We start from the raw sequence: 22,992 nt of genomic DNA on the forward strand, positions 1-22,992 counted from the left end.
CGAAACCAAAGGCTCCGCGCCCTCTGCAGCAGCCCATGCCTGAAATCATTCAACATAGCGCCGAGGTTCCCAGTGAACTCGGTGGCCAGCGTCTCGATCAAATCGCCGCTCAGCTCTTCGATGAGTATTCCCGTTCGCGCCTGTCCAGCTGGATCAAGGACGGTCATCTGACCGTTGATGGGGCTGTTTTGCGCCCGCGCGATATCGTCCATGGTGGCGCTGTTCTGGCGCTTAGCGCCGAGCAGGAAGCCCAGGGCGAGTGGATCGCCCAGGACATTGAGCTGGATATCGTCTATGAAGACGACCAGATTCTGGTGATCAACAAGCCTGCCGGCCTGGTCGTGCATCCGGCAGTGGGCCATCAGGATGGCACGCTGCTGAATGCCCTGCTGCACCATGTGCCGGACATTATTAATGTGCCGCGCGCCGGCATCGTCCATCGCCTGGACAAAGACACTACCGGCCTGATGGTCGTGGCCAAGACCCTGCAGGCGCAGACCAAACTGGTCGAGCAGCTGCAGAGTCGCACCGTCAGCCGCATCTATGAGGCCATTGTCATCGGCGTGATTACCGCCGGCGGCAAGATCAATGCGCCCATTGGCCGGCATGGTCAGCAGCGTCAGCGCATGGCCGTGATGGAAGGCGGCAAGCCTGCAGTCAGCCATTACCGCGTGCTCGAACGTTTCCGTGCCCATACCCATACACGGGTCAAGCTGGAAACCGGGCGTACTCACCAGATTCGCGTGCACATGGCGCACATCAATTTCCCGCTGGTGGGCGACCCAGCCTACGGCGGACGCTTCCGCATTCCACCAGCCGCCAGCCAGACCATGGTTCAGGCACTCAAGGACTTCCCGCGCCAGGCCCTGCATGCGCGCTTCCTAGAGTTGGAACATCCGACCACCGGGCAACGCATGAAGTGGGAGTCGCCACTGCCGGATGACTTCGTCTGGTTGCTGACGCTGCTGCGTCAGGATCGCGAAGCGTTCATCGGCTGATGACGCCGGCGGCTGATTGGTTGTTGCCTGACTGGCCGGCGCCGGCGCGGGTCAAGGCCTGCGTGACTACGCGCGCTGGCGGCGTCAGCCTGCCGCCGTTCGACACCTTCAATCTGGGTGACCATGTTGAAGATGATCTGCAGGCAGTGACGCAGAATCGTCAGCGCCTGTCCGCGCTCATTGAGTGCCCGACTGCCTGGCTGCGTCAGGTGCATGGCGTCGTGGTGGCTGATGCAGATCCTGCCATCGTTGCCGAAGCAGACGCCAGTTGGACGGCCCAAACCGGTGTTGCCTGTGCCGTGCTGACGGCCGATTGTCTGCCTGTGCTGTTTTGTGATCGCGCCGGCACCTGTGTCGCGGCGGCCCATGCCGGTTGGCGTGGTCTGGCGGGTGGGGTGCTGGAGGCGACCTTGGCCGCGCTGGCCGTGCCCGCGAGCGAGGTGCTGGTCTGGTTGGGCCCGGCCATTGGCCCGCGAGCCTTTGAAGTGGGCGGTGAAGTGCGTGACGTTTTTCTCACCGACCACCCGCAGGCTGTCAGCGCGTTTGTGCCAAGCGTTAATGCCGGGCGCTTTATGGCGGACATCTATGCCTTGGCGCGCCTGCGTCTGGCCGCTTGTGGCGTGTCCTCGGTGTACGGCGGCGGCTTTTGCACCGTCAGTGATCCACGCTTTTATTCCTATCGGCGTGCCGCGCGCACGGGGCGCTTCGCCTCGCTGGTCTGGCTGGACTAGGCAGTCACCGCGCGACTGCTGATCTGTATCAAGGCTGCTGGCCTTGAATCGCCCAGAATCATCCTCATCTAGTTTGTAATCAGGCGGGCTTTCGTCAGAGCTGTGTGCATTGCAGCGGCCCCGCCCTTCAACAGAAAGGATGAAATCATGCGTATTGATCGTTTAACCAGTAAGTTGCAGTTGGCACTGTCAGACGCCCAGTCCGTGGCTGTGGGCCACGACCACCCGGCGATTGAGCCGGTGCATTTGCTTCAGGCGTTGCTTGAACAACAAGGTGGCTCGCTCAAGCCGCTGTTGATGCAAGTCGGCTTCGATGTGGCGGGCCTGCGTCAGGCCCTGAGCAAAGAGCTGGATCAACTGCCGAAAATCCAGAACCCCACGGGCGATGTGAATCTGTCCCAGGATTTGGCGCGCCTGCTCAATCAGGCTGATCGCCTGTCGCAGCAAAAGGGTGATCAGTTCATCTCCAGCGAGCTGGTGCTGCTGGCGGCCCTGGATGAGAACACCAAACTGGGCAAGCTGCTGCTGGCGCAAGGTGTGAGCAAGAAGGCCCTGGAAAACGCAGTGAACAACCTGCGCGGTGGCGAGGCGGTAAACGACTCGAATGCCGAAGAGTCGCGTCAGGCTCTGGACAAATACACCGTCGACCTGACCAAGCGTGCCGAGGACGGCAAGCTCGATCCGGTGATCGGTCGTGACGATGAAATCCGCCGCACCATCCAGGTATTGCAGCGCCGCACCAAGAACAATCCGGTATTGATTGGCGAGCCTGGCGTGGGTAAGACCGCCATCGTCGAAGGCCTGGCTCAGCGCATCGTCAACGGTGAAGTGCCCGATGGTCTGCGCGACAAGCGCGTGTTGTCGCTGGATATGGGCGCGCTGATTGCCGGGGCCAAGTTCCGCGGTGAATTTGAGGAGCGCCTGAAGGCGGTGCTCAATGAACTGGGCAAGCAGGAAGGCCGAGTCATTCTGTTTATCGACGAAATTCACACCATGGTCGGCGCTGGCAAGGCCGAGGGCTCCATGGATGCCGGCAACATGCTCAAGCCGGCTCTGGCCCGTGGCGAGTTGCATTGCGTGGGCGCCACGACCCTGGACGAATACCGTCAGTACATCGAAAAGGACGCCGCTCTGGAGCGCCGTTTCCAGAAAGTGCTGGTGGACGAGCCGAGCGAAGAGGACACCATCGCTATTCTGCGCGGCCTGAAGGAGCGCTATGAAGTGCACCACAAGGTGGCGATCACCGACGGCGCGATCATTGCTGCGGCCAAGCTCAGCCATCGCTATATCACCGACCGCCAGTTGCCGGACAAGGCCATCGACCTGATCGATGAGGCTGCCAGTCGCATTCGGATGGAAATCGACTCCAAGCCTGAGGTGCTTGATCGTCTGGAGCGGCGTCTGATTCAGCTCAAGGTTGAGAGTCAGGCCCTGAAGAAGGAAGACGACGAAGCGGCCATCAAGCGCCTGGAAAAACTCAAGGAAGAAATCGCTCGCCTGGAGCGCGAGTACGCCGACCTCGAAGAAATCTGGAAGTCAGAAAAGGCCGAGGTGCAAGGTTCGGCGCAGATCCAGCAGAAGATCGAGCAGTCTCGCCAGGAGCTGGAGGCGGCGCGGCGCAAGGGTGATTTGAGCCGCATGGCTGAGTTGCAGTACGGCATCATTCCAGACCTTGAGCGCAGCCTGCAAATGGTCGATCAGCACGGCAAGACCGAGAACCAGCTGCTGCGTAGCAAGGTCACCGAGGAAGAAATTGCCGAGGTGGTGTCGAAGTGGACCGGTATTCCAGTGTCGAAAATGCTCGAAGGCGAGCGCGACAAGCTGCTGAAAATGGAAGGTCTGCTGCATCAGCGTGTGATCGGTCAGGAAGAAGCGGTGGTGGCAGTGTCCAATGCCGTGCGCCGTTCCCGTGCTGGGTTATCCGATCCGGATCGGCCGAGTGGTTCGTTCCTGTTCCTCGGCCCTACCGGGGTGGGTAAGACCGAGCTGTGTAAGGCGCTGGCCGAGTTCCTCTTCGATACCGAGGAGGCGCTGGTGCGCATCGACATGTCCGAGTTTATGGAGAAACACTCGGTGGCCCGCCTGATCGGTGCGCCGCCGGGTTATGTCGGCTACGAAGAGGGTGGCTACCTGACTGAAGCTGTGCGTCGCAAGCCGTACTCGGTGGTGCTGCTGGATGAGGTTGAAAAGGCCCACCCGGACGTGTTCAACGTGCTGCTGCAGGTGCTGGAAGATGGTCGCCTGACGGACAGCCACGGGCGTACGGTGGATTTCCGTAATACCGTGATCGTGATGACGTCCAACTTGGGCTCGGTGCAGATTCAGGAGCTGGTCGGTGATCGCGAGGCTCAGCGCGCGGCGGTAATGGATGCGGTCGGTGCACATTTCCGTCCGGAGTTCATCAACCGTATCGACGAAGTGGTGATTTTCGAGCCGCTGGCCCGTGATCAAATTGCCGGCATTGCCAAGATCCAGTTGGCGCGCCTGTGCAAGCGCCTGGTGGAGCGTGAGCTTGATCTGCAATTGAGTGACGAGGCGCTGGATAAGCTGATTGCCGTGGGTTACGACCCGATTTATGGTGCACGGCCGTTGAAACGAGCGATTCAGCGTTGGATCGAAAACCCACTTGCGCAGCTGATTCTGGCGGGCAAGTTTGCCCCCGGTAGCCAGGTAGTGGCCAAGGTTGAGAACGACGAGATTGTTTTCAGCTAATGCCATGAAAAACAAAAAAAGCCCCGCAGTCTGACTGCGGGGCTTTTTTGTGTGCGGGTTAAAGGTGCTGCAAGAGCACGTCCAGCGCTGCGCTTTGGTCGTCGGCCAGATCAATGATATGGAAGCCGCTCCAGCAGTGCTGGCCGTCGGCACCGGGCCGGCTCCACAGGCAGTCGGCGCCAAGATGCACTTCGTTGACGCCATCCACTGGCTGGGCGCTGACCAATCGCAGGTCCCAGACCGAGTCGGCGTTTACGGGCGTCTCGCTGAAGAGCATAAAGCCATCGCCGGAAAGGTCAACGACACGTCCCAGGCATTGCCCGTTGTTGCAGTCGAAGACTTCCAGCTGCAGCTCGGTGTGATGGCGGCTGAGCTGACGACGATCATCCATGGGGGCTCCTTAGGTGGCATCGGCCGTGCGGCCGGTAAAGCGCTGCAGGACGCGGTAGATGGCATTGAGGGCACGGTCGACCAGCGGGCCGGCGCGCTCAGGGGTAATGATGCGGGCCAGGCCTTGTTCCATCTCGCTGGCCAGCAAGGTCAGCGGTTTGATGGCGACGCGCTGGCCGCTGTGGTCAACAAACATGTAGTTGCGGGTGGTGGGGCTGAACCACGAGAGCTTGAGCTCGCGAGGTGCGCCATTGATAACAAACTCGAACCAGGTGCCGAACTCAATGCTTTCCAGCTCTTTAACCAGCAGTTGCGCGCGGGCCGACAAACCACTGGCGCGCGGGGCGCTGGTGGCCAGGTCGGCGTCTTCACCGAGCATGGCGCCTAGGGGGCTGGTGGGCAGGGTTGGATTCAATTTAGCTGCAATCAGTGGCTGTTTGGCCTGTACAGCGTGCTGGCAGGCGACGATGTCCTGCAATAGGCGGCGAATGCCGTCCTCGTGGTAACCGCCCAGCAGCTCTAGGCCTTTGCGCAGGTCTTCCAGCAAGGTGATACGCAGGCCTGACAGGCGCTCGCGGCCGCTGGCGTCTAGTGGTGTGCCGCTCCAGGCCAGTTGTTCGGCCACTTCACTGGCCCGTTGCCATTCTTCGCTGCGTTCGCCGTGGCGTAGGAGGACAAAGACCAAAACATCGGCCCAGGTCAGTTCCAGGAAGTTGCGGATAATCGCAGGCGGGGTGCGTTCGCTCAGGGCGGTGGCAACCACGTCGATCGCCAGTTGGCGTGCGCCCAACAGTTTGTCGCGGCCTTTGGCTGCTTCTACGGCCCGGCGCTCACGCAATTCGACTTTATGCTGCAGGGTGGCCGCATATTCGTTGAATTCGTCCAGCAGGGTTTCAAACAGTAGCAGATCGCCGGCAAAGCCATGGATGACACGCTCAACCACCCACTGCATTTTTGCCAGCAGGCCGCGTTCATCACCCTCGCCGCCATACAGCACGCCAGCCTGGGCCATGGCATTGAGCAGGCGGCGGGCGGGGTGATGGTGTTGGGTGAACAGGGCTTTGTCCTGTAGAGCCACTTTCAAATAAGGCGTGTGCAGGTGTGACAGTGCGGTCTTGCAATTGTCGGGTAGGTTGTCGTCGTCGAGGATGAAGTCGAACAGCATGCCCACCAGGTCGATCACATCGGCTTCCTGGTCGGACAGTTTTTGCTGGCCGGGGAGGCTGCTGTGACTTTCTAGCTGTTGTTGCAGGTCGGCTTTAAGGCCCTCCACCGCTTGCGGCTTGTGCAAGCGCAGGCTGAGGTCGCTGGCCGATTGTTGTTGCAGGCGATTGAGTGCGTCGAGCAGTTCGTTGGCGCTGTAGGTACGGGTTGCATCACGCGGAGCAAAGCTGGCAATGCTTCGGGTGCCGCCGAGCAGGGGGGCATCAATATCGTGTTGGCGGTGTTCGCTTAATAGTGTGGCCAGGCCGCTGAAGAGTACGGCTGGATCGCTGGAGGGCGGTCCGCTGAGGTCGCCAGGATCAGCCGCTTGGTACGGTGCCTGAGCGTGCGGAACGCTGGCGCTGCCGGCCTTTACTCCTGCTTGTCCTGGTGAAGGCGCGTTGTATGCCTGATTGTGGGCAGGCAGCGCTGCGCTGGTGTGCTCGTCAGGGGGGGGCGGGGTTGCCTCAGGTGCGCCGCTGGATGCTGGGCGTGGGCGGCTGCTGGCGCGCTGTGCGGTGTATTTAAGGTTGGGCAGTACGCCGGCTTCGATCAGGCGCTGGTTCAGGGCTTCATAAAGGCTGTCGAGGTTCTGCATCATATGCTGGTCGAACAGCATATAAAGGATCGTCTTGATTCGCAGCGGGAAGGGCGTTGGTGTCAGGGCGTCGCGGAATGTCTGGGCGATGGCCTGGGGGCCGAAGGGGTTGCTGTCTTCGCTGAGCTTCTTGCCGTTGTTCAACAGTGCCAGGCGTTGCTCTAGGGCAAATAGCGACTGCGCGCAGCGGGTCTTCACCCGGCTGGACATATTGGTCACGAGCAGGCTTTCTTCGTAGTCCTCGTTTTGCACCAGTGACAGCTTTTCAGCGTCCAGTTGGCCCGGTTGGTTGCTGGGCTGCAGTTTGCCGTCGATGAAATCGGCAAAGCTCTGGGCGATGTGCTGGTGATAGGTGCGTTCGATCTGGGCTCGCTGTTTGCGGATGTCGCGCATGCTGTCGAAGAACAGCGTTTGCACCTGGTTGTTTTCGGCTTTCTCGGCGCATTCAAATAGCGTGTCATCGACATGGCCGAAAACACCGCCCAGGTGCTCGGCCAAACGGTTCATCACCAGTTTATGGCAGCCCTGCATCAACTCGCCAAAACGAGGCTGGATGCCGCGGCTTGCCAGTGTGGAAGGTTGAGCGGATGTGGGTGTTGATGGCGGCTGATTACTCATTGACGTTCCTTGCTAGAGACTCTCGCCCTACGCACCCTGCTGTGATCACAATTAAAGAGAAGATATAGCAGTAGGCCAGCAACCTGCAAAGCATTGTCTTAATTACAAAAATAGGTGTTGACAGGTGTTTCTAAATCCGTAAAATGGCGCGCCTCAGATACGGGAAAGCGGAGACGCCAAACGGAGCTGAGATGGAAGTAATTAGTTCCGCGATAGCTCAGTTGGTAGAGCAAGTGACTGTTAATCACTGGGTCCCTGGTTCGAGTCCAGGTCGTGGAGCCAAACTTTCACCGGGGTATAGCGCAGTCCGGTAGCGCGCCTGCTTTGGGAGCAGGATGTCAGGAGTTCGAATCCCCTTACCCCGACCATTTTTGGGTCGTTAGCTCAGTTGGTAGAGCAGTTGGCTTTTAACCAATTGGTCGTAGGTTCGAATCCCACACGACCCACCATTAAAGAAGCCCTGGTTGAAAAACCAGGGCTTTTTTTTGTCCTGCGTTTGGCGCTAGCGCCTTGTTAAGCGGCTGTGGCTCAGTGCACCAAGGTGCTGAGCAGTCGACTTAGTAGCCCCAGACCAATAACGATCACCAGCACCACAGTAAGCAAGCGCCATGGCCGAAAGGGTTGGCGCTCAATTTGATGCTGCGGTGCGCTCAGGTAATCGGATACGCGTTGTTGATCTTCGGGGTTTAGGCGGCTGGACATGGCGGCTCTCGCTCTGGCTTGCTCGGAGTTTAGACCAGCGATTCAGAGTGGCTCGACTTCGACTCCGTCATTCAGTCGAATAATGCCGCCGTGCAGCACGCGGGCGGTGATGCCGCCGTGGCCGCGGATGGCTTGAAAGCTGCCAGGCCCCAAGCGTGCTTCCAGCTTGGCGCATGGGTGGCACCAGCCGGTGGTTTGCAAAATGGCCTGGCCGATGCGGAAGCGGCGACCTTTTAGGCTGAATAGGTTGATACCGCTGATCACCAGATTGCGCCGCAGTTCAGTGGGGCTGACGGGGTTTTCTGCTGGGCGTGCCAGCAAGGCGCTGATGACCGCGAGATGCTCCCACTGCAGCAAGGTGACTTGGCGCGCGTTGCCTATGCCTGGGCGGGCGCGATCCCCTGTCAGTCCTGCTTCGCGACGAGCCTCTACGGCTTCCAGGCTGAGGATGTCCTCGTCAGCATTGGGGCGTACACCGATCCAGCGTACCTGGCCGCGTTGTGGCACCTCAGCGAGTAATTCGTCTGGCACTTTCACAGGCCGATGCCTACGTCGAATAGCACGCTGCGGCCCAGGTTGTTGCGCAGGAAGTCCGGTGCGTCGGCATGGGCAAATAGAATGCGGACAAAGTTCGGCCCCACCAGCGAGAGTGAGCGCCAGCCCTGGCGCAGGTATTCGGTCGGGGGCGGAAAGTGGCTGTTGAGGTCCAGGCTTGAGCGCTTCAGGCTGGCAAAGGCGAGCAGGTCGAGTTCGCCGAGATCGATGCCGCGTTCGCCGTAGTTGCGGGCCTTCTTGTGCAGGGTTGGAGCTAGGTGTTTGAGCAGATCGCCGGCGGAAATACGCCGCGGTTTCGCTTCGCGTCGCACTAACTGGCTCAAGGTGAAGGCGCTGCGCCGGCGCTCGGCTTCGGCGCGCCATTCGTCATTCAGGCGGCGACCTTCATCTAGGACGAAAAACACTTCGAAGTTGGCATCACGAAACTGCACATCGGGCGGTTCCTGTGCGGCGCTGCTGAATTCTTCCAGGCGGTTGGGTACGTTTAGCCCTTGCAGCAGGCGCTGGCAAACCCAGCGCTCACGTTCCCATTTGCGCGCGTTGGAGAGAAAGGTGTTGGCCTGTTCGGCTTGCTGGGTCAGCAGGCGCAGGTAGTCGGAGTCATCCATGGTTGCAGCTTAATCTGCTACCAGGGGCTTTTGGTACCCCCGGTGTAGGCCTTTGCCAGGCCGGCCTTGATTAGCTCGTCGCCCAGGCTGTGGCCGTCAATCCAGACTTCGGCAAGCAGGCGGAAGTATTTGTCGCGGCGGATCTGGCGCAATTCGATGCGCTTACCGCTACGCAGCCGACTGACACTGAACTGTTTGGCGCGACGGGCCAGTTCACGCACGCGGGGACGCTTGTCGCGCATCTCTGGCGTATCAATGCCATGCACCCGCACCGGCACGCGTTGCCCGGCGACCGCGGGCCAGGCGCGAATAGTCACGCGTAAGGTATCGCCATCATAAATGCTGCTGACTTCATCAATGCGGACATTGCCGAAGATTGCAGGTTCGAGAGCCCAGAGGGTGGTGGGGTGAAACAGGCAAGCCAGAAGGGTGAGGCGCAGGAAGTAAGGGGGCAAGGGCAGAGGGCCAAGGATAAACGGGTGGCGACTCTAGCGGATTGCAGGGGCCTTGGGCAGCGGCATCGGGCCGCAGGTGGTGTCGGTGGGTGCTGTATAGACTGGGGCTGCAGTGTTTCTGCGAGTGAAGCTGGTGCATTCGGTTGGCTATTGTGTTTGGCTCATGGCGATATTCGGTTTTTCTGTGCAAGGAGAGTGGTAATGAGGTTCTTGGCTGTTGTGTTGTTGGCGTTGTCGGCGACCTGTGCGCAGGCTGTCGAAGTGGGCGAGCGTTTGGCGTCCTGGACCTTGCTGGATCAGTTCGATCAGCCTTACAGCTTGAATGATGATGCGCGGGTTTTGTTGGTGGCGCGCAGTATGGCGGGTGCCAAGTTGCTGGCTGCTGCGCTGGATCAGCAGCCCAAAGGGTATCTGGAGTCGCGTAAAGCGGTATTTCTGGCGGATATCAGTCGCATGCCTTCCGTGATTGCTGCGGCGTTTGCCGTCCCCGCGATGCGTGATTACAACTACCGCGTGATGCTGGATCGTGATGCGCGCATCGCGCCGCGCTACCCGGTCGAGAATGACGCAGTGCTTTGGCTGCAGTTGCAGCAGGGGCGCGTGCAGGCTCAGCAAACCTTTACCCAGGCGAGCGCCCTGCGCGATGCGTTGGAAGCATTGGCGCCGTGATCGCCGCCGAGTTACTTGCACCCTCAACCCTTTGGCTGGGGGCTGGTGTGTACGCAGGGGCGCTGCTGTGGGCCGCCTGGCGCGCGCCCTGGCTTGAGGTGTTGAGTGACAGTCGCCGTCAACACCTACTGTTCGGCACGGTGCTGGGGGTGTTTTTACTCTGGCTGGTGCGGCGTGACTTCGACTCTGGGGTGTCGTTTCATTTTATCGGTATGACGGTGGTGACGCTCTTGCTGGATTGGCCCTTGGCGCTGCTGGGCGGTCTTTTGGCGCAGATCGGGCTGATTGCCATCGGGCGTCAGGATCTGCTGGCGCTGGGGGTGAATGGAGTCCTGCTGGTGCTGCTGCCCGTGCTAATCACTGAGGGTTGCGCGCTGCTGGTCGAACGCGCGCAGCCGTGCAACTTGTTCGTGTACATCTTCTGTTGTGGATTTTTTCCGGCAGCCTTGGCGGCGTTGTGCTGCCTGCTGGCGGGGTTGGGGTTGTTGGCGCTGGATGGACGTTTTGCCATGCCGCCGTGGCTCGATGACTTTATCGGCTACCTGTGGTTAGTGACCTTTCCTGAGGCTTTTATCAATGGCACGTTGGTCACTGCGTTGGTGGTGTTTTGTCCGGATTGGCTGGAAACCTTCAATCGCACGCGTTACCTGCAGGCGCCGTGGAAGGATGACGAACACTCGCGCTGATGGTGCTGGATTCGGTCGCTGGATGAGCGGCTCGCCATTGACCTGCATCAACGGCACCGCGGCACGTGGCGCCATGCTGGCATCTCAAAATTCTGGAGGGCTGAGTGATGAGTGTTCACGCGTTGGCAAAACACGATCTGCAACGCAGCTTGTTGGCGGCGCAAGCCGCCGGCCATGAGCCTGCGTTGTATCTGCGGGCGCTTTTGAGTGCGGTGGTGGAGTGCAGTAAGCAGGAGCGCAGCGCAGCGGATTTGGCTCAGGAGCTGCAGTTTCTGGCAGAGAATCTCGACGACGGGCGCGATTACGGCTTTATGCGCCCATGAGGCGGGGCGGGATCAGTGGTGTCGAGGTGGCAGGTCGCCAGAAAATAGCTCGTCTTCCAGTGGGTCGCCGGGAATGCTGTGCTCTTCGGCGGCCCAGGCGCCGAGATCAATCAGTTTGCAGCGCTCGCTGCAAAATGGCCGGCTCGGGCTTTGCGGGCCCCATTCCACGGGCGCTTCGCAGGTGGGGCATTTAACGGTAGTAACGGGTTTCATGGCTGGCCTTTACGCAGGGTCAGATAAAAGTGATGGAGGCGTTCGACTTCGCCTTGCAGCCAGTGCAGATCGCGGTCATTGACCAGCACGTCGTGGGCGTGGCGAAGGCGTTCGTCGCGTTTGGCCTGGGCCTGCAGGATCGCCTGAACCTGTTCGGCAGAGGCCTGGTCGCGTTGCATGGTGCGCTGCACTTGCAGGTGCTCCGGCGCATCGATCACCAGTATCCGTTGGGTGATGTGATGCTGGCCGGATTCTATCAGCAGCGGCGACACCAGAATGGCATAAGGCGATTGGGCGCTGGCCAAGTAGCGGCTGATCTCCTGGCTAATCAATGGATGCAGCAGGGCTTCCAGCCAGCGACGTTGTGCCGGGTCCTGAAAAATCAGGCCGCGCAAGGCTGCGCGATCCAGTTGCCCATCGGCCTGCAAAACGCCTTCGCCAAAGCGTTCGGCAATCTGCGCCAACGCTGGGCGTCCGGGCTCAACCACCCAGCGGGCGGCGTGGTCGGCGTCGATCAGGCTGACGCCGAGGTCGGTAAAGCACTGTGCTACCGCACTCTTGCCGCTACCAATTCCGCCCGTCAGGCCTAGGGTCCAGGGTTTGCTCATTTGAAGCCGGCGATCTGCAGGTAACTGGCGGTGATCTGCTCACCCCACAACAGGGCAATCCAGCCGGCAATGGCCAGGTAAGGACCAAAGGGAATCGGTGTGCTGGTTTCGGCGTTGCGCAGGCGCAGCATGATCACCCCGAGCACTGCGCCCACCAGGGACGAGAGCAGAATGGTCAGCGGCAGAATCTGCCAGCCACCCCAGGCGCCGAGCATGGCCAGCAGCTTGAAGTCGCCATAGCCCATGCCTTCCTTGCCAGTGACCAGCTTGAATAGCCAATACACCGACCACAGGCTCAGATAGCCGGCAATAGCGCCCCAGAGTGCGTCTGCGGGGCTGGCAAATAGCCCGAACTGGTTAACGATCAGCCCGATCCACAGCAACGGCAAAACCAAAGCGTCCGGCAGCAGTTGGTGATCGGCATCAATCAGGCTCATGGCCAGCAGGCCCCAGGTCAGCAGCAACATGCTGCCTGTCTGCCAGGTAAAGCCAAAATGCCAGGCCACATAGGCCGACAGGAGGCCGCAGGTCAGCTCTACCAGGGGGTAGCGTGTGCTGATATGGGCTTTGCAGGCCGAGCATTTGCCGCGCAGAAACAGCCAGCTGAAGATGGGGATGTTTTCCCACGGCTTGATTTCATGGCCGCAGTGCGGGCAGCTGGAGTTGGGCAGAATCAGGTTGAAGGTTGGTGTGTCGGTTTCTGCTGGCAGGCTGAGGATTTCTCGGGCTTGAGCTTGCCAGTCGTGCATCAGCATTTTGGGCAGGCGGTAGACGACGACGTTGAGGAAGCTGCCGATGAGTAGGCCCAGTAGCAACGCAGAAAGAATCAAGGCCAGCACGTGACTGGCCAGAAAGGACATAAGCGTCATGGTCAGCCAACTACCGCGCCGAGCTGGAAGATGGGCAGGTACATGGCAACGATCAAACCACCAATCAATACGCCCAATACCGACATGATCAACGGCTCCATCAGTGCGGTAAGACCGTCAACGGCGTTATCCACTTCGGCTTCGTAATATCCCGCAACTTTTTCGAGCATGGTGTCGAGTGCGCCTGACTCTTCACCGATGGCGGTCATCTGGATGGCCATGGAGGGGAATACACCCGTGGACCGCATGGAGAAATTCAGTTGCATGCCGGAGGTTACGTCTTGCTTGATTTTGTTAACCGCATTCTTGAATACAACGTTGCCTGTCGCGCCAGCCACGGAGTCAAGCGCTTCAACCAGTGGCACGCCGGCAGAGAAAGTGGTCGCAAGGGTGCGGGCATAGCGCGCGACCGATGATTTGTAGATGATGTCGCCGACTATGGGGGCTTTCAACAATGCGCGGTCGAGGCTGTCACGAAACTTCTCTGAGCGTTTATGCACTTCGCTGAACGAGAAGACCGCTGCAAATATGCCGGCAATGAATAAATACCACCATTCTTGCAGGCCACGTGAAAGATTTACCACTACTTGCGTGAAAGCAGGCAGTTCCGCGCCAAAGCCTGCGAATACAGACTCGAATTGAGGTACTACTTTGATCAGCAAAATAGCCGTCACAATAATCGCAACGCCCACTACAGCCATGGGGTAGTTCATAGCCTTTTTGATTTTGGCTTTAAGTGCCTCAGTTTTTTCTTTGTAGGTGGCGACTCGATCAAGCAGGTTTTCCAGTGCGCCAGACTGTTCGCCGGCATCAACCAAGTTGCAGAACAGATCGTCAAAATACAGCGGCCGTGTGCGCAGGGCTGCAGCAAAGCTATTGCCTGCGGCGACATGTTGTTTGATGTCGTCCACCAGTTTGCGCATGTTTGGGTTGTCGATACCCTCGCCGATGATGTCGAACGATTGCAGTAGCGGCACGCCAGCTTTCATCATGGTGGCCATTTGCCTGGCAAACAGGGCGATGTCCATGGGCTTGATTTTCTTACCCGCATTGAACAGTGAAACGGGTTTTTTGCGTACTTTGGTGGGGTTTATGCCCTGCTTACGCAGGTGTGCCTTAACCAGTGCGGGTGTTTGCCCGCTTGTCTCACCCTTGATTATGCCGCCTTTCTTGTCAGTACCCTCCCAGAGGAAGGTGCTGGTTTTTAGTTCTTTAACGGCCATGGCTTAATCCTTAGTCACGCGGTTTACTTCTTCGAGGCTGGTCACGCCTTGCATGGCCTTCAGCAGGGCCGAAGTGCGCAGGTCGTTGAAGCCGTCTTTGCGCATTTGCACAGAGATATCAATGGAGTTGCCTTCCTCCATGATAATCCGTTGCAAGGCCGACGTGTTTTTAACCACTTCATAAATCCCGACACGGCCCTTGTAGCCATGGTTGCAGTTTTCGCAGCCTACTGGGCCATAAATCTTGAAGGTGCCGATCTTGTCTTCCGGGAAGCCTTCTTCCAGCAATGCCTCTCGAGGAACCTGCACTTCCTTTTTGCAGTGGCTGCAAAGCTTGCGCGCCAGGCGTTGGGCAATGATCAGGTTGACTGAGGTGGCAATGTTGAATGATGGCACGCCCATATTGCGCAAGCGGGTCAGGGTTTCGGCCGCGCTATTAGTGTGCAGGGTCGACATCACCATGTGCCCGGTCTGTGCTGCCTTGACGGCGATGGAGGCGGTATCTAGATCGCGGATCTCGCCCACCATGATGATGTCCGGGTCCTGACGCAGGAAGGACTTCAAAGCGGCGGTAAAATCCATGCCCTGCTTGGGGTTGACGTTGACCTGGTTAATTCCTTCCAGGTTGATCTCGACCGGGTCTTCGGCGGTGGAGATGTTTACGTCCACGGTGTTAAGGATGTTCAGGCCCGTATACAGCGAAACGGTCTTGCCCGAGCCGGTGGGGCCGGTCACAAGAATCATGCCTTGGGGTTGCTTGAGGGCTGTCATATACAGCTCTTTTTGCGACTCCTCATAGCCCAAGGCATCGATGCCCATCTGCGCGCTGGCGGAGTCAAGAATCCGCATCACAATCTTCTCACCCCACAGCGTCGGGCAGGTGCTGACGCGAAAGTCGATGGATTTGGTTTTCGAGATGCGCATTTTTATGCGACCGTCTTGCGGTTTACGCCGCTCGGAGATGTCCAGGCTGGCCATAACCTTTAAACGTGCGGAGATGCGCGGCGCTAGTTGAATTGGTGGCCTTGCGATCTCCTGGAGGATGCCGTCAGTGCGAAAGCGTACGCGATAGGTTTTTTCGTAAGGTTCAAAGTGCAGGTCGGATGAGCCCGCTTTGATGGCATCCAGCAGCATCTTGTTGATAAAACGCACCACCGGTGCGTCATCGGCGGCATTGCCTTCGGTTTTGTCTTCGGCGTTTTCATCGACAGATTGGATGTCCAGTCCATCAAGGTCAACATCCGCTAGGTCTTCCATGCCGCTATTGGAAGTTTCGAAAAATTTCTCGATGGCCTCGCCAAGCTTGTCATCCTCGACGAGTACTGACTCGGTGGTCAGGCCTGTGGAGAATTGAATGTCGGTGACAGCTTGATGATTTGTGGGGTCCGATACGGCGACAAAGAGCTTATTGCCGCGGCGCCAAAGGGGGAGTGCGCGGTGCTGGCGGATCAGCTTTTCGCTTACTAGTTCCTTTGGTTGGCCTTCTTTGTCGATGCTGCCCAAGTCGACAAAGGGCACTCCAAATTGATCGGCGGCAAGCTCGGCTAATGCACGGCTTTTTACCAGCTTATTTTGCACCAGATAAGTGACCAGCGACAGTTTGTTGCGCTGGGCCTGCTGCTGGGCCAGCTGCGCAGCTTTTTCATCCAGTAGTTCTGCAAGGACCATTTGTTTGGCCAGGCCAGACAGGTTCACTACGTCATTCATGAGGGCAGCTCGCTTAAAACATCTCAGCCTTATAGCCCAGTAGCGAGCGTCTGCCAAATGTACATATCCTGGGGTGACATAAATCGTCACTTGATGCTCAAAATTAGGCATTGGCTGAGGCGTGTGTGGACTTGTCTGCTGCCTGGTGGCTGATTTTCTCTGGTGGCACGGTCTGTGCTTTGCTTGGCCTTAGGTCGTCGACCTTAACCACAATAGGAGCTTGTCCATGAAGTCTCTCAAGAAACAAAAAGGTTTTACCCTGATTGAGTTGATGATCGTTATCGCGATTATCGGTATTCTCGCGGCTATCGCTATTCCGCAGTTCAACGATTATCGCGCGAAGGCGAATGATTCACTGGCTCTTGCAGATAACAAGAACATTGTGACTACGTTCTCTTCGGCAATGCGTTAAGGTGGTGAATAAAATGAAAAAAATTATTTTGAGCTTGGGTGTTGTTGCCTCGGTATTTACGTCAAGCGCCTTTGCAACCGACAATGCTCCTGAGGCCATAGCGTCAGGTAACCGCATTGTTTTAACTGACTGTGGTTTGTTGGCTGATGACGTTACGTTGAATTTGTCCAATGGTGTGCTCGCTAACTATTTCTGCCGCTTGCCTGTTCCAGGCACTCCTGGTGAGATTGTAGTTGCCAGTTGTCACGAAAATGGCAGAACAGCAACCCGTACTATTGAATCGGTTTGCACTAATACGGTTCCTGTTCCGGCTGGTCAGGTGGCATGTCAAAATCCAGCAATTGCGTTTAATACTGCAACTGCCCAGGGTGCGTCGATTTATCAAGGTCGTACATCTGGCGGTGCTGTTGGTCCAACTGCGCTTGATGGCCAGCTTTGCACGGCTGCTGGTGTTGCGACCCGTTCGAATTAAGATTTGCTCTGCTAGGTGGGGAAGTTTACTTCCCCATTTTTGTTTCTTAGAGTTTTGGTTTTTTTGTATTGATTTTTCTTCTCCAGTTTCGCGGATGTACTGATTTTGAGAGAGTTTTTTAATTCATTGCTTATAGCGTTCAAGGCTAATTTTGCATTGATGGCTGGCGGCATTTTGTTGGTGGTGGCGCTAGCCACATTGTTATCTGCATATTTCGGTGGGCGTCAGTCTGCGACTGTGGCGCTGGATGTGGGTGTGTCGACTATTCGTTTGCTAGTGCCTCTACTGGTTGTATTGCTGGTGCAGGAGTTTTTGTCTCGTGAATTTGATAAGCGTTATTACCTGACTTCGCTGGCATACCCGCGAGCACGCGGCGCCTTGTTACTTGGCCGTTTTGCTGCGCTGCTGGCGATTCTGGGTGTGTTTTTGCTGGTTTTAGCTTTTTTTCAGGTTCTGCTCGTGAATTTTATTGCGGGTATTTATCCTCAGTCCACGCCAGTGGCGACAGGGCTGCCTTTATTTATTGTCTTTGCCTTTATCGCTCTCGATTTTCTGGTGCTGGCGGCACTCGCGACCTTGCTTGCAGTGGTTGCCTCGACCCCTAGCTTCGTCCTTATAGGCACCTTCGGCTTTATGTTGGTAGCGCGCTCCTATGGCGCCATCGTTGATTTGCTAAGCTTTGATGCCTCGCTGGTAGGCAATGCTGAAGGCTATCGCGCCAGCCTTGGTTTGTTGGGCTACTTGCTGCCAGATCTCGGTGCTTTGGATCTGCGCATGCTGGCACTTTACGGCAAGATGGAGTTTCTCCCCTCTGACTGGCTTTGGCTCGTTTTAAGCAGTTTGGGTTATGCTGCCTCCCTTTTGGCGCTGGCGGTTTGGGCGCTGCAACGCAAGCGCTTCGCTTGACTATGCCCATGCATCGGTATTGGTCTTTGATACTTACACTGGTTGGCTTTGTGCTGTTCTCCGCTGCTGCGCAGTGGCGTGCTCATACCCCTGTGCTTGAGACGCCAGTAATCGAAGGCCGCGTTGTGATCGCAGCACCGGTATTGCTGGTGCTGTTTGGAGGAGATCGTTTTCTCGCCGCCAACCTAGAGGTCATGCGGCTGGCTGCTACTGGGTTTGAATGGGGGCGGGTTGATACCAGTTACCTCATGCGAGCCCAGCAAGAAGTGGCCGCCCTAAATCCATGCCATGAAGATAACTATTACCTGGCCAACGGCCTGCTTACGTGGGGTGGAGCAGATCGTGAGGGTACTGGGGTGCTGCGTCAGGCTATGCAGTGTCGTTTCTGGGATGAATTGCCGGCGTTTTTCTATGGCTTTAATCAGGCGTTCTTCAATAAGGATATTCCTGAGGCTCGTCGAGCGCTGGAACTGGCGGCTCAGCGCGCAACTGGTAACGCGGCGGGCTTTCGTAAGCTGGCGGTGATGCTCCAAGCGGAAACCTTCGCTGACGAACAGTTGGCTCTGAATTACCTAGCTCAGCAGCGGGACGCTTCTAGCGATCCGAAGCTTCGAGCAATGCTCGACAAACGGGTCGTGCGTTTGCAAGGCCTGGTCGCACTCCGCGACGCCCAGCGCCTCTTCGAGGCGAAAAGCGGTGCATTGCTCAGGCTTGAGCAGTTGGTCGAGGCAGGTTTTATGCCGGCCTTGCCAGACGATCCGCTTAGGCTCGGCTACGAATTGCGCGCGGGGAAAATCATCTTAAAGAAAATGAAGATCGCCGGTATGGAGGATCAGCCGTGAGTGCTGCACTGGAGTTTCACGGCGTTAGCCAAACGTTTCGCGTCAAAGGTAAGGTCGTGCAGGCATTGCGTGATGTCAGCTTTAGCCTGACTGAGGGTGAGGTGTTTGGCTTTGTTGGGCCTAACGGTGCGGGCAAGTCGACCACCATCAAGGTGATGCTCGACATCATTAACGACTATCAGGGCACAGTAAGCATTTATGGCGTTGACGCTCATCGTGCAGATGCGCGTCAGCATTTAGCCTTTGTGCCTGAGTCGCCTGCACTCTATGAGCAGTTCACCCCGCTGGAAATCCTGCGCATGGGGCTCTCGATGTATGGCATCAAGCGTAAGGATGCCGATGCCTGGTCCATGCATTGGCTTGAGCGTTTTTCCATTGGTGCGTCGGCCAAAAGGCGTATTCGCGAGTTGTCCAAGGGCACTGTTCAGCGGGTTGCTTTGGCGCATGCCATGGTGGTGCAACCCAAGCTGCTGGTGTTGGATGAGCCGCTCTCGGGCCTCGACCCGGTCGGGCGTAAAGATGTAGTGAATATCCTCTCTGAGTTTAAGCAGCAAGGCGGCGCGATATTCTTCACCTCCCATGTGTTGCATGACGTTGAGCGTATTGCTGATCGCTTTGGCTTTATCAATAAGGGCGAGCTGTTAACGGTTCGTTCGCCGCGTGAGTTGGCGGCTGAGCGGGCTGATCACATGCTGGTGCGCTTTAATGCCGATCAGTTGATCATCGCGGATGCTAAGCAATTGAGGCAGGGGGAATTCGAGGCTGAAATTCTGCAAGCTGAATTGCCGGCGTTTATTGCGCAACTCAACCAAGTTGGCGGGCATTTGCTGAGCGTCAAACCGGCCGTTTCGCTTGAAACAGTTTTTTTTCGCATCCTTGAGGATGCGAAAAAGCCGGTTAGCTAGTTCAGTTTGATTGTCGTGAAAAGTAGCTCAGCCAATAAAAAGCCCCGGACGCGGGGCTTTTTATTGGCTGGAAATTGGTGCACCTAAAGACTCAACCGCATCGACAAATCCACCGCCTTTATATCCTTGGTCAGCGTACCCAGCGATATGTAATCCACCCCCGTTTCGGCCACGCTGCGCAGGGTGCTGGTGTTGATGCCGCCGGAGGCCTCGAGTTTGGCGCGGCCGGCGGTGAGGGTTACGGCGGTGCGCATGTCTTCAAGGCTGAGTTCATCGAGCATGATGATGTCGGCGCCGGCGTCCAGGGCTTGTTGCAGTTCTTCGAGGCTTTCCACTTCCACTTCCACCGGTTTGCCGGGGGCGATCTGCTGCGCGGCCTGGATTGCCTGGGCGATGCCGCCGCAGGCGGCGATGTGGTTTTCCTTGATCAGAAAGGCGTCGTACAGACCGATGCGGTGGTTGTGGCAGCCGCCGCAGGTCACTGCATATTTCTGCGCCAGGCGCAGGCCGGGCAGGGTCTTGCGGGTGTCGAGCAGCTTCACCTGGGTGCCGGCAACCAGATCGGCGTAGTGCTGGCTATGGGTGGCGACGGCGGACAGGGTCTGCAGGAAGTTCAGGGCGCTGCGCTCGCCGCTGAGCAGCGCACGGGCTGGACCTTGCAGGGTGAAAAGGGTCTGGTCGGCAGTGACCCGTTGACCGTCTTGCACCAGCCAGTTGACGCTGACGTTTGGGTCCAGTTGGCGGAACACCTCGTCGACCCAGGCGGTGCCGCAAATGGTCGCAGCCTCACGCGTGATGATGCGTGCGCTGGCGCTGCGCTCGGCAGCGATCAGTTGGGCGGTGATGTCGCCGCTGCCCAGGTCTTCGCGCAGGGCGGTTTGGACGTTGGCGGTGATTTCGCTGCGCAGGTCGGCAAGAATCAGGTTGGGCATGACGGGCTCCGCATTCAGAATGGCGCGATTATAGGGGCTGCGGGCCGCCGTTGCAGCGTCGGTTGTGCTGCTCGGCCGGCTTTCTGCTACACCCAGAGGGCGCGTTGGTCGTGCGCCAGCAACCGTTCGCAGGTTGCTGGCGTGCATCTGTGACGCAGGTCATGTCTGCAGGTCTGGTAGCTTGGTGGTGGCGTGCTCGTCCCTATAATGAGATTACTCATTTGATTTGACGCCAGGCCCTTGACGTTATGGACGACGCCCTGTTGATCGCTGTGCAGTTGGGTTTGCCTTTGTGGCACCCTCTGCGGGAGACTCGCAATGACCGATGCGAACGTGGTGCACCTGAATAAGGTCGCCCCTCAGCACCCGCCCATTTCGCCGGTAGGAAGACTGCCCGTGGCGCTTACTCAAGTGCGTGACAAGGCTGCCCAGCAGCTCAAGCAAGCCCTGCAGGGGCTGTTCGACAGTGCCGATGATTCGCTGTTTGAAATGGCTGATCGGGCCACCAGTAACGTCGAGCAAAATGCCTTTTTTGAAGCCATGCGCGATTTGCGCTTGAAGCGCAAAACCATTGAGCGCGGTTTTCTGCAGAAGATTTTCGAATCCTTCGCCACCCTTAATCAGTATGAAATCGGCAAGGCCCCGCTGCTGGATGCGGTGTCGTTTGACGCCTTGTCGCTGGTGCAAAACGATCAGCTGGAAGAGTCGGTCGCCGTCGATGCCATGGTCTCCAAGGTGATGAACCGTGATGGTATGGCGCTCGGGCACCTGACTACCCGCCTGAATGCGTTGGTCAGCAAGAAGATTGATGAGAAGAACAACCCCCTAGGTCCGCGTGCGCTGTGCGAGGCGTTTTTGGAGGCCTGTCGTGATCTCGGCGTAGAGATCAAGGTCAAGCTGATCATCTTTAAGCTGTTCGAGAAGTCAGTGTTGGGCGATCTCGATCAGCTGTATGCCGAGGTTAATCAGCTTCTTATTGCTGCAGGCGTGCTGCCAGAGCTTAAGTCCACTCCGCCGCGGCGAAACCCCGAGCGTTCTGCTGCCGGCCGCAGTGCCCGTACGGATGGTGTTGCGGCTGCTGATGGTTCTGGCGGTGTCGGCGATGAGGGCATGCAGGAAGTCTTTGGCGTGCTGCAGTCGTTGTTGGCCGAGGTGCGTGGTAGTGGTATGCCTGCGCGCGAATTACCTGCGGGTGCGGTGCCGATCTCCAGCAATGATCTGATGCGCTTGCTGTCGCATATTCAGCAGCGCTTGCCGGGGCAATCGGCGGCTGCCGCTGACGAGTTTGACCTGCGCAATCAGCTGGAGTCGCTGCTCGGCCGCGCCAGCGCCAAGAGTGGTAAGGCGCGTGTGGTAGGCGAGGTGGATGAGGACGTTATCAACCTGGTGTCGATGCTGTTCGAGTTTATTCTCGATGACCGCACCCTGCCTGATTCGCTGAAAGCCCTGATTGCACGCTTGCAAATTCCGATGCTGAAAGTCGCGGTGCTGGACAAGACTTTCTTCAGTCGCGGTAGTCATCCGGCTCGGCGTTTGCTCAATGAAATAGCCTCGGCGGCGCTGGGCTGGGTCGATCAGGACGATGCGCAGCGCGACACCTTGTATCAGCGTATCGACCAGGTTGTGCAGCGCCTGTTGAATGATTTTGCTGATGATCCGGCCATTTTTGCCGAGTTGTTGGCTGAGTTTGTCGCCTTTACCGGCGATGAGCGTCGGCGCAGCGATTTGCTTGAGCAGCGCACCCGCGATGCCGAGGAAGGACGGGCAAAATCCGAGCTGGCGCGCCAGCAGGTCGAGCAGGCTCTCAATCAGCGTTTGCTGGGTAAGACGCTTCCAGAGGCGGTGGTGCGTTTGCTGCAGGAGGCCTGGAGCAAGGTGCTGATGCTCACGTGCCTCAAGCACGGGGTGGAGTCCGAGCAGTGGCAAACGGTGCTGGTGACCATGGATGAGCTGGTGTGGAGCGTTGAGCCCCATGACGATCCCCAGGCTCGTCTGCGCTTGTTGGAGCTGGTGCCGGGGCTGTTGAGAAGCTTGCGTGAAGGGCTGGACAGCGCGGGGATTGATCCTTTCGTTACCAGCGAGTTCTTCACCCGCCTGGAAGTCTTGCATGTGCAGGCCTTTCAGCGCTTCAAAAGGGCCATGCCGGCCGTTGTTGAAAATGCTGAAGCCAGTGTGCCGACGCTCGCGGAGGAAGCTGTGCAGGTGTTGCCAGCGGCCGACGTGGCCAGTGTGTTGCCGCTGCTAGAGCTGCCAGCCAGCGCCGAGTTGGAACCGGTTGACGAGCCGGCGATGGTTGAGGTGGTCGAAGAAATTATCCTGTTGGCGCCCGGCGAGCGGCGCGAGCAGGAAGTGGACGCGCATCTGGCTGACGATGATGAGGCCTTGCTCCAGGTTGATGGCTTGCGGGTGGGTAGCTGGGTCGAGTTTCAGGAAGATGAGGAGCACAAGCTGCGCTGCAAATTGGCGGCGGTGATCAAACCTACCGGCAAGTTCATCTTCGTTAATCGGACCGGCATGAAAGTGCTGGAGAAAACCCGCATGGGGCTGGCGGTGGAGTTTCGCCGCAACGCTATTCGCCTTCTCGATGATGCCCTGCTGTTTGATCGCGCTTTGGAGTCGGTGATCGGTAATCTGCGGCGCCTGAAAGCCACCTGA

Annotated in this window: 24 protein-coding genes and 3 tRNA genes; 15 read left to right on the top strand and 12 right to left on the bottom strand. The window is 58.1% G+C overall.

Annotated features, from left to right (window positions below):
* Positions 1 to 35 precede the first annotated feature (35 nt).
* The 3 genes from rluD to clpB all read left to right on the top strand — a co-directional run bounded on the left by rluD (position 36) and on the right by clpB (position 4,441).
* Positions 36 to 998, top strand: a complete 963-nt coding sequence (gene rluD, locus AC56DI_RS17975) for a 23S rRNA pseudouridine(1911/1915/1917) synthase RluD (RefSeq protein WP_496347354.1) — start codon at positions 36 to 38, stop codon at positions 996 to 998.
* A complete protein-coding gene (pgeF, locus tag AC56DI_RS17980; RefSeq protein ID WP_496347355.1) occupies positions 998 to 1,729 on the top strand; it encodes a peptidoglycan editing factor PgeF in 732 nt (243 codons plus the stop codon). Before rluD ends, pgeF begins: the two co-directional genes overlap by 1 nt.
* Before the next feature lie 147 nt (positions 1,730 to 1,876).
* Positions 1,877 to 4,441, top strand: coding sequence for an ATP-dependent chaperone ClpB (clpB, locus tag AC56DI_RS17985; RefSeq protein ID WP_496347356.1), 2,565 nt, complete (start codon positions 1,877 to 1,879; stop codon positions 4,439 to 4,441).
* Positions 4,442 to 4,499: 58 nt separating this feature from the next.
* On the opposite strand, the gene AC56DI_RS17990 is transcribed toward clpB, so the two are convergent.
* Together AC56DI_RS17990 and AC56DI_RS17995 are read right to left on the bottom strand one after the other, a co-directional pair.
* Positions 4,500 to 4,832, bottom strand: a complete 333-nt coding sequence (locus tag AC56DI_RS17990) for a PilZ domain-containing protein (RefSeq protein ID WP_496347357.1) — start codon at positions 4,830 to 4,832, stop codon at positions 4,500 to 4,502.
* 9 nt (positions 4,833 to 4,841) lie between these two features.
* On the bottom strand, positions 4,842 to 7,250 hold the full coding sequence (locus tag AC56DI_RS17995) for a DUF1631 domain-containing protein (RefSeq protein ID WP_496347358.1): 2,409 nt from the start codon (positions 7,248 to 7,250) through the stop codon (positions 4,842 to 4,844).
* A gap of 206 nt (positions 7,251 to 7,456) precedes the next feature.
* On the opposite strand from AC56DI_RS17995, the gene AC56DI_RS18000 reads away from it, so the two are divergent.
* From AC56DI_RS18000 to AC56DI_RS18010, 3 genes are all read left to right on the top strand, one after another.
* A tRNA-Asn gene (locus tag AC56DI_RS18000) sits at positions 7,457 to 7,532 on the top strand.
* Positions 7,533 to 7,541: 9 nt separating this feature from the next.
* A tRNA-Pro gene (locus tag AC56DI_RS18005) sits at positions 7,542 to 7,618 on the top strand.
* A 5-nt stretch (positions 7,619 to 7,623) separates the two neighbouring features.
* Positions 7,624 to 7,699 (top strand) — tRNA-Lys (locus AC56DI_RS18010).
* Between the two features lie 79 nt (positions 7,700 to 7,778).
* Here the strand turns inward: AC56DI_RS18010 and AC56DI_RS18015 are convergent.
* From AC56DI_RS18015 to AC56DI_RS18030, 4 genes are read right to left on the bottom strand one after another with little or no spacing between them, the layout of a single operon-like run.
* A complete protein-coding gene (locus tag AC56DI_RS18015; RefSeq protein ID WP_496347359.1) occupies positions 7,779 to 7,952 on the bottom strand; it encodes a DUF3094 family protein in 174 nt (57 codons plus the stop codon).
* Between the two features lie 42 nt (positions 7,953 to 7,994).
* Positions 7,995 to 8,489, bottom strand: coding sequence for an MOSC domain-containing protein (locus tag AC56DI_RS18020; RefSeq protein ID WP_496347360.1), 495 nt, complete (start codon positions 8,487 to 8,489; stop codon positions 7,995 to 7,997).
* Positions 8,486 to 9,115 carry a DUF1780 domain-containing protein gene (locus AC56DI_RS18025; RefSeq protein WP_496347361.1) on the bottom strand — a complete coding sequence of 210 codons (630 nt, stop codon included), beginning with the start codon at positions 9,113 to 9,115 and terminating at the stop codon, positions 8,486 to 8,488. The genes AC56DI_RS18020 and AC56DI_RS18025 overlap by 4 nt, the downstream gene beginning before the upstream one ends.
* Before the next feature lie 17 nt (positions 9,116 to 9,132).
* On the bottom strand, positions 9,133 to 9,570 hold the full coding sequence (locus AC56DI_RS18030) for a thermonuclease family protein (RefSeq protein ID WP_496347362.1): 438 nt from the start codon (positions 9,568 to 9,570) through the stop codon (positions 9,133 to 9,135).
* 201 nt (positions 9,571 to 9,771) lie between these two features.
* Here AC56DI_RS18030 and AC56DI_RS18035 point away from each other — a divergent pair, with 201 nt between their 5' ends.
* The 3 genes from AC56DI_RS18035 to AC56DI_RS18045 all read left to right on the top strand — a co-directional run bounded on the left by AC56DI_RS18035 (position 9,772) and on the right by AC56DI_RS18045 (position 11,248).
* Positions 9,772 to 10,239 (top strand): FAD/FMN-containing dehydrogenase, encoded by a 468-nt coding sequence (locus AC56DI_RS18035; RefSeq protein ID WP_496347363.1) that lies wholly within the window; start codon positions 9,772 to 9,774, stop codon positions 10,237 to 10,239.
* Positions 10,236 to 10,925: an energy-coupling factor ABC transporter permease gene (locus AC56DI_RS18040; RefSeq protein ID WP_496347364.1), complete on the top strand. Its 690-nt coding sequence runs from the start codon at positions 10,236 to 10,238 to the stop codon at positions 10,923 to 10,925. The genes AC56DI_RS18035 and AC56DI_RS18040 overlap by 4 nt, the downstream gene beginning before the upstream one ends.
* 107 nt (positions 10,926 to 11,032) lie before the next feature.
* Positions 11,033 to 11,248 (top strand): hypothetical protein, encoded by a 216-nt coding sequence (locus AC56DI_RS18045; protein WP_324519536.1) that lies wholly within the window; start codon positions 11,033 to 11,035, stop codon positions 11,246 to 11,248.
* 12 nt (positions 11,249 to 11,260) lie between these two features.
* Here AC56DI_RS18045 and yacG read toward each other — a convergent pair whose 3' ends face one another.
* From yacG to pilB, 5 genes are read right to left on the bottom strand one after another with little or no spacing between them, the layout of a single operon-like run.
* Complete coding sequence (yacG, locus tag AC56DI_RS18050) at positions 11,261 to 11,461, bottom strand: DNA gyrase inhibitor YacG (protein ID WP_496347365.1); 201 nt, start codon at positions 11,459 to 11,461, stop codon at positions 11,261 to 11,263.
* The gene (coaE, locus tag AC56DI_RS18055; RefSeq protein ID WP_496347366.1) at positions 11,458 to 12,069 is read right to left on the bottom strand and encodes a dephospho-CoA kinase; all 612 of its coding nucleotides are present in this window, start codon (positions 12,067 to 12,069) and stop codon (positions 11,458 to 11,460) included. Before coaE ends, yacG begins: the two co-directional genes overlap by 4 nt.
* Positions 12,066 to 12,938: a prepilin peptidase gene (locus AC56DI_RS18060; RefSeq protein WP_496347367.1), complete on the bottom strand. Its 873-nt coding sequence runs from the start codon at positions 12,936 to 12,938 to the stop codon at positions 12,066 to 12,068. Before AC56DI_RS18060 ends, coaE begins: the two co-directional genes overlap by 4 nt.
* A 2-nt stretch (positions 12,939 to 12,940) precedes the next feature.
* Entirely contained in the window at positions 12,941 to 14,161 is a 1,221-nt protein-coding gene (locus tag AC56DI_RS18065) for a type II secretion system F family protein (RefSeq protein WP_496347368.1), read from the bottom strand.
* Between the two features lie 3 nt (positions 14,162 to 14,164).
* Positions 14,165 to 15,868 carry a type IV-A pilus assembly ATPase PilB gene (gene pilB / locus AC56DI_RS18070; RefSeq protein ID WP_496347369.1) on the bottom strand — a complete coding sequence of 568 codons (1,704 nt, stop codon included), beginning with the start codon at positions 15,866 to 15,868 and terminating at the stop codon, positions 14,165 to 14,167.
* Between the two features lie 226 nt (positions 15,869 to 16,094).
* Between pilB and AC56DI_RS18075 the strand changes: the two genes are divergently transcribed.
* The 5 genes from AC56DI_RS18075 to AC56DI_RS18095 all read left to right on the top strand — a co-directional run bounded on the left by AC56DI_RS18075 (position 16,095) and on the right by AC56DI_RS18095 (position 19,405).
* Complete coding sequence (locus AC56DI_RS18075) at positions 16,095 to 16,280, top strand: prepilin-type N-terminal cleavage/methylation domain-containing protein (protein WP_496347370.1); 186 nt, start codon at positions 16,095 to 16,097, stop codon at positions 16,278 to 16,280.
* A 13-nt stretch (positions 16,281 to 16,293) separates the two neighbouring features.
* On the top strand, positions 16,294 to 16,752 hold the full coding sequence (locus tag AC56DI_RS18080; protein ID WP_496347371.1) for a hypothetical protein: 459 nt from the start codon (positions 16,294 to 16,296) through the stop codon (positions 16,750 to 16,752).
* 105 nt (positions 16,753 to 16,857) lie between these two features.
* Entirely contained in the window at positions 16,858 to 17,658 is an 801-nt protein-coding gene (locus AC56DI_RS18085; protein ID WP_496347372.1) for a hypothetical protein, read from the top strand.
* Between the two features lie 8 nt (positions 17,659 to 17,666).
* On the top strand, positions 17,667 to 18,500 hold the full coding sequence (locus tag AC56DI_RS18090) for a hypothetical protein (protein ID WP_496347373.1): 834 nt from the start codon (positions 17,667 to 17,669) through the stop codon (positions 18,498 to 18,500).
* Positions 18,497 to 19,405 carry an ABC transporter ATP-binding protein gene (locus AC56DI_RS18095; RefSeq protein ID WP_496347374.1) on the top strand — a complete coding sequence of 303 codons (909 nt, stop codon included), beginning with the start codon at positions 18,497 to 18,499 and terminating at the stop codon, positions 19,403 to 19,405. Before AC56DI_RS18090 ends, AC56DI_RS18095 begins: the two co-directional genes overlap by 4 nt.
* Positions 19,406 to 19,488: 83 nt before the next feature.
* Here AC56DI_RS18095 and nadC read toward each other — a convergent pair whose 3' ends face one another.
* On the bottom strand, positions 19,489 to 20,337 hold the full coding sequence (gene nadC, locus AC56DI_RS18100) for a carboxylating nicotinate-nucleotide diphosphorylase (RefSeq protein WP_496347375.1): 849 nt from the start codon (positions 20,335 to 20,337) through the stop codon (positions 19,489 to 19,491).
* Positions 20,338 to 20,655: 318 nt separating this feature from the next.
* Between nadC and AC56DI_RS18105 the strand changes: the two genes are divergently transcribed.
* The gene (locus tag AC56DI_RS18105) at positions 20,656 to 22,992 is read left to right on the top strand and encodes a DUF1631 domain-containing protein (RefSeq protein ID WP_496347376.1); all 2,337 of its coding nucleotides are present in this window, start codon (positions 20,656 to 20,658) and stop codon (positions 22,990 to 22,992) included.

The sequence above is a fragment of the Pseudomonas sp. BGA-UO-ETr-WB11 genome, assembly GCF_059567785.1.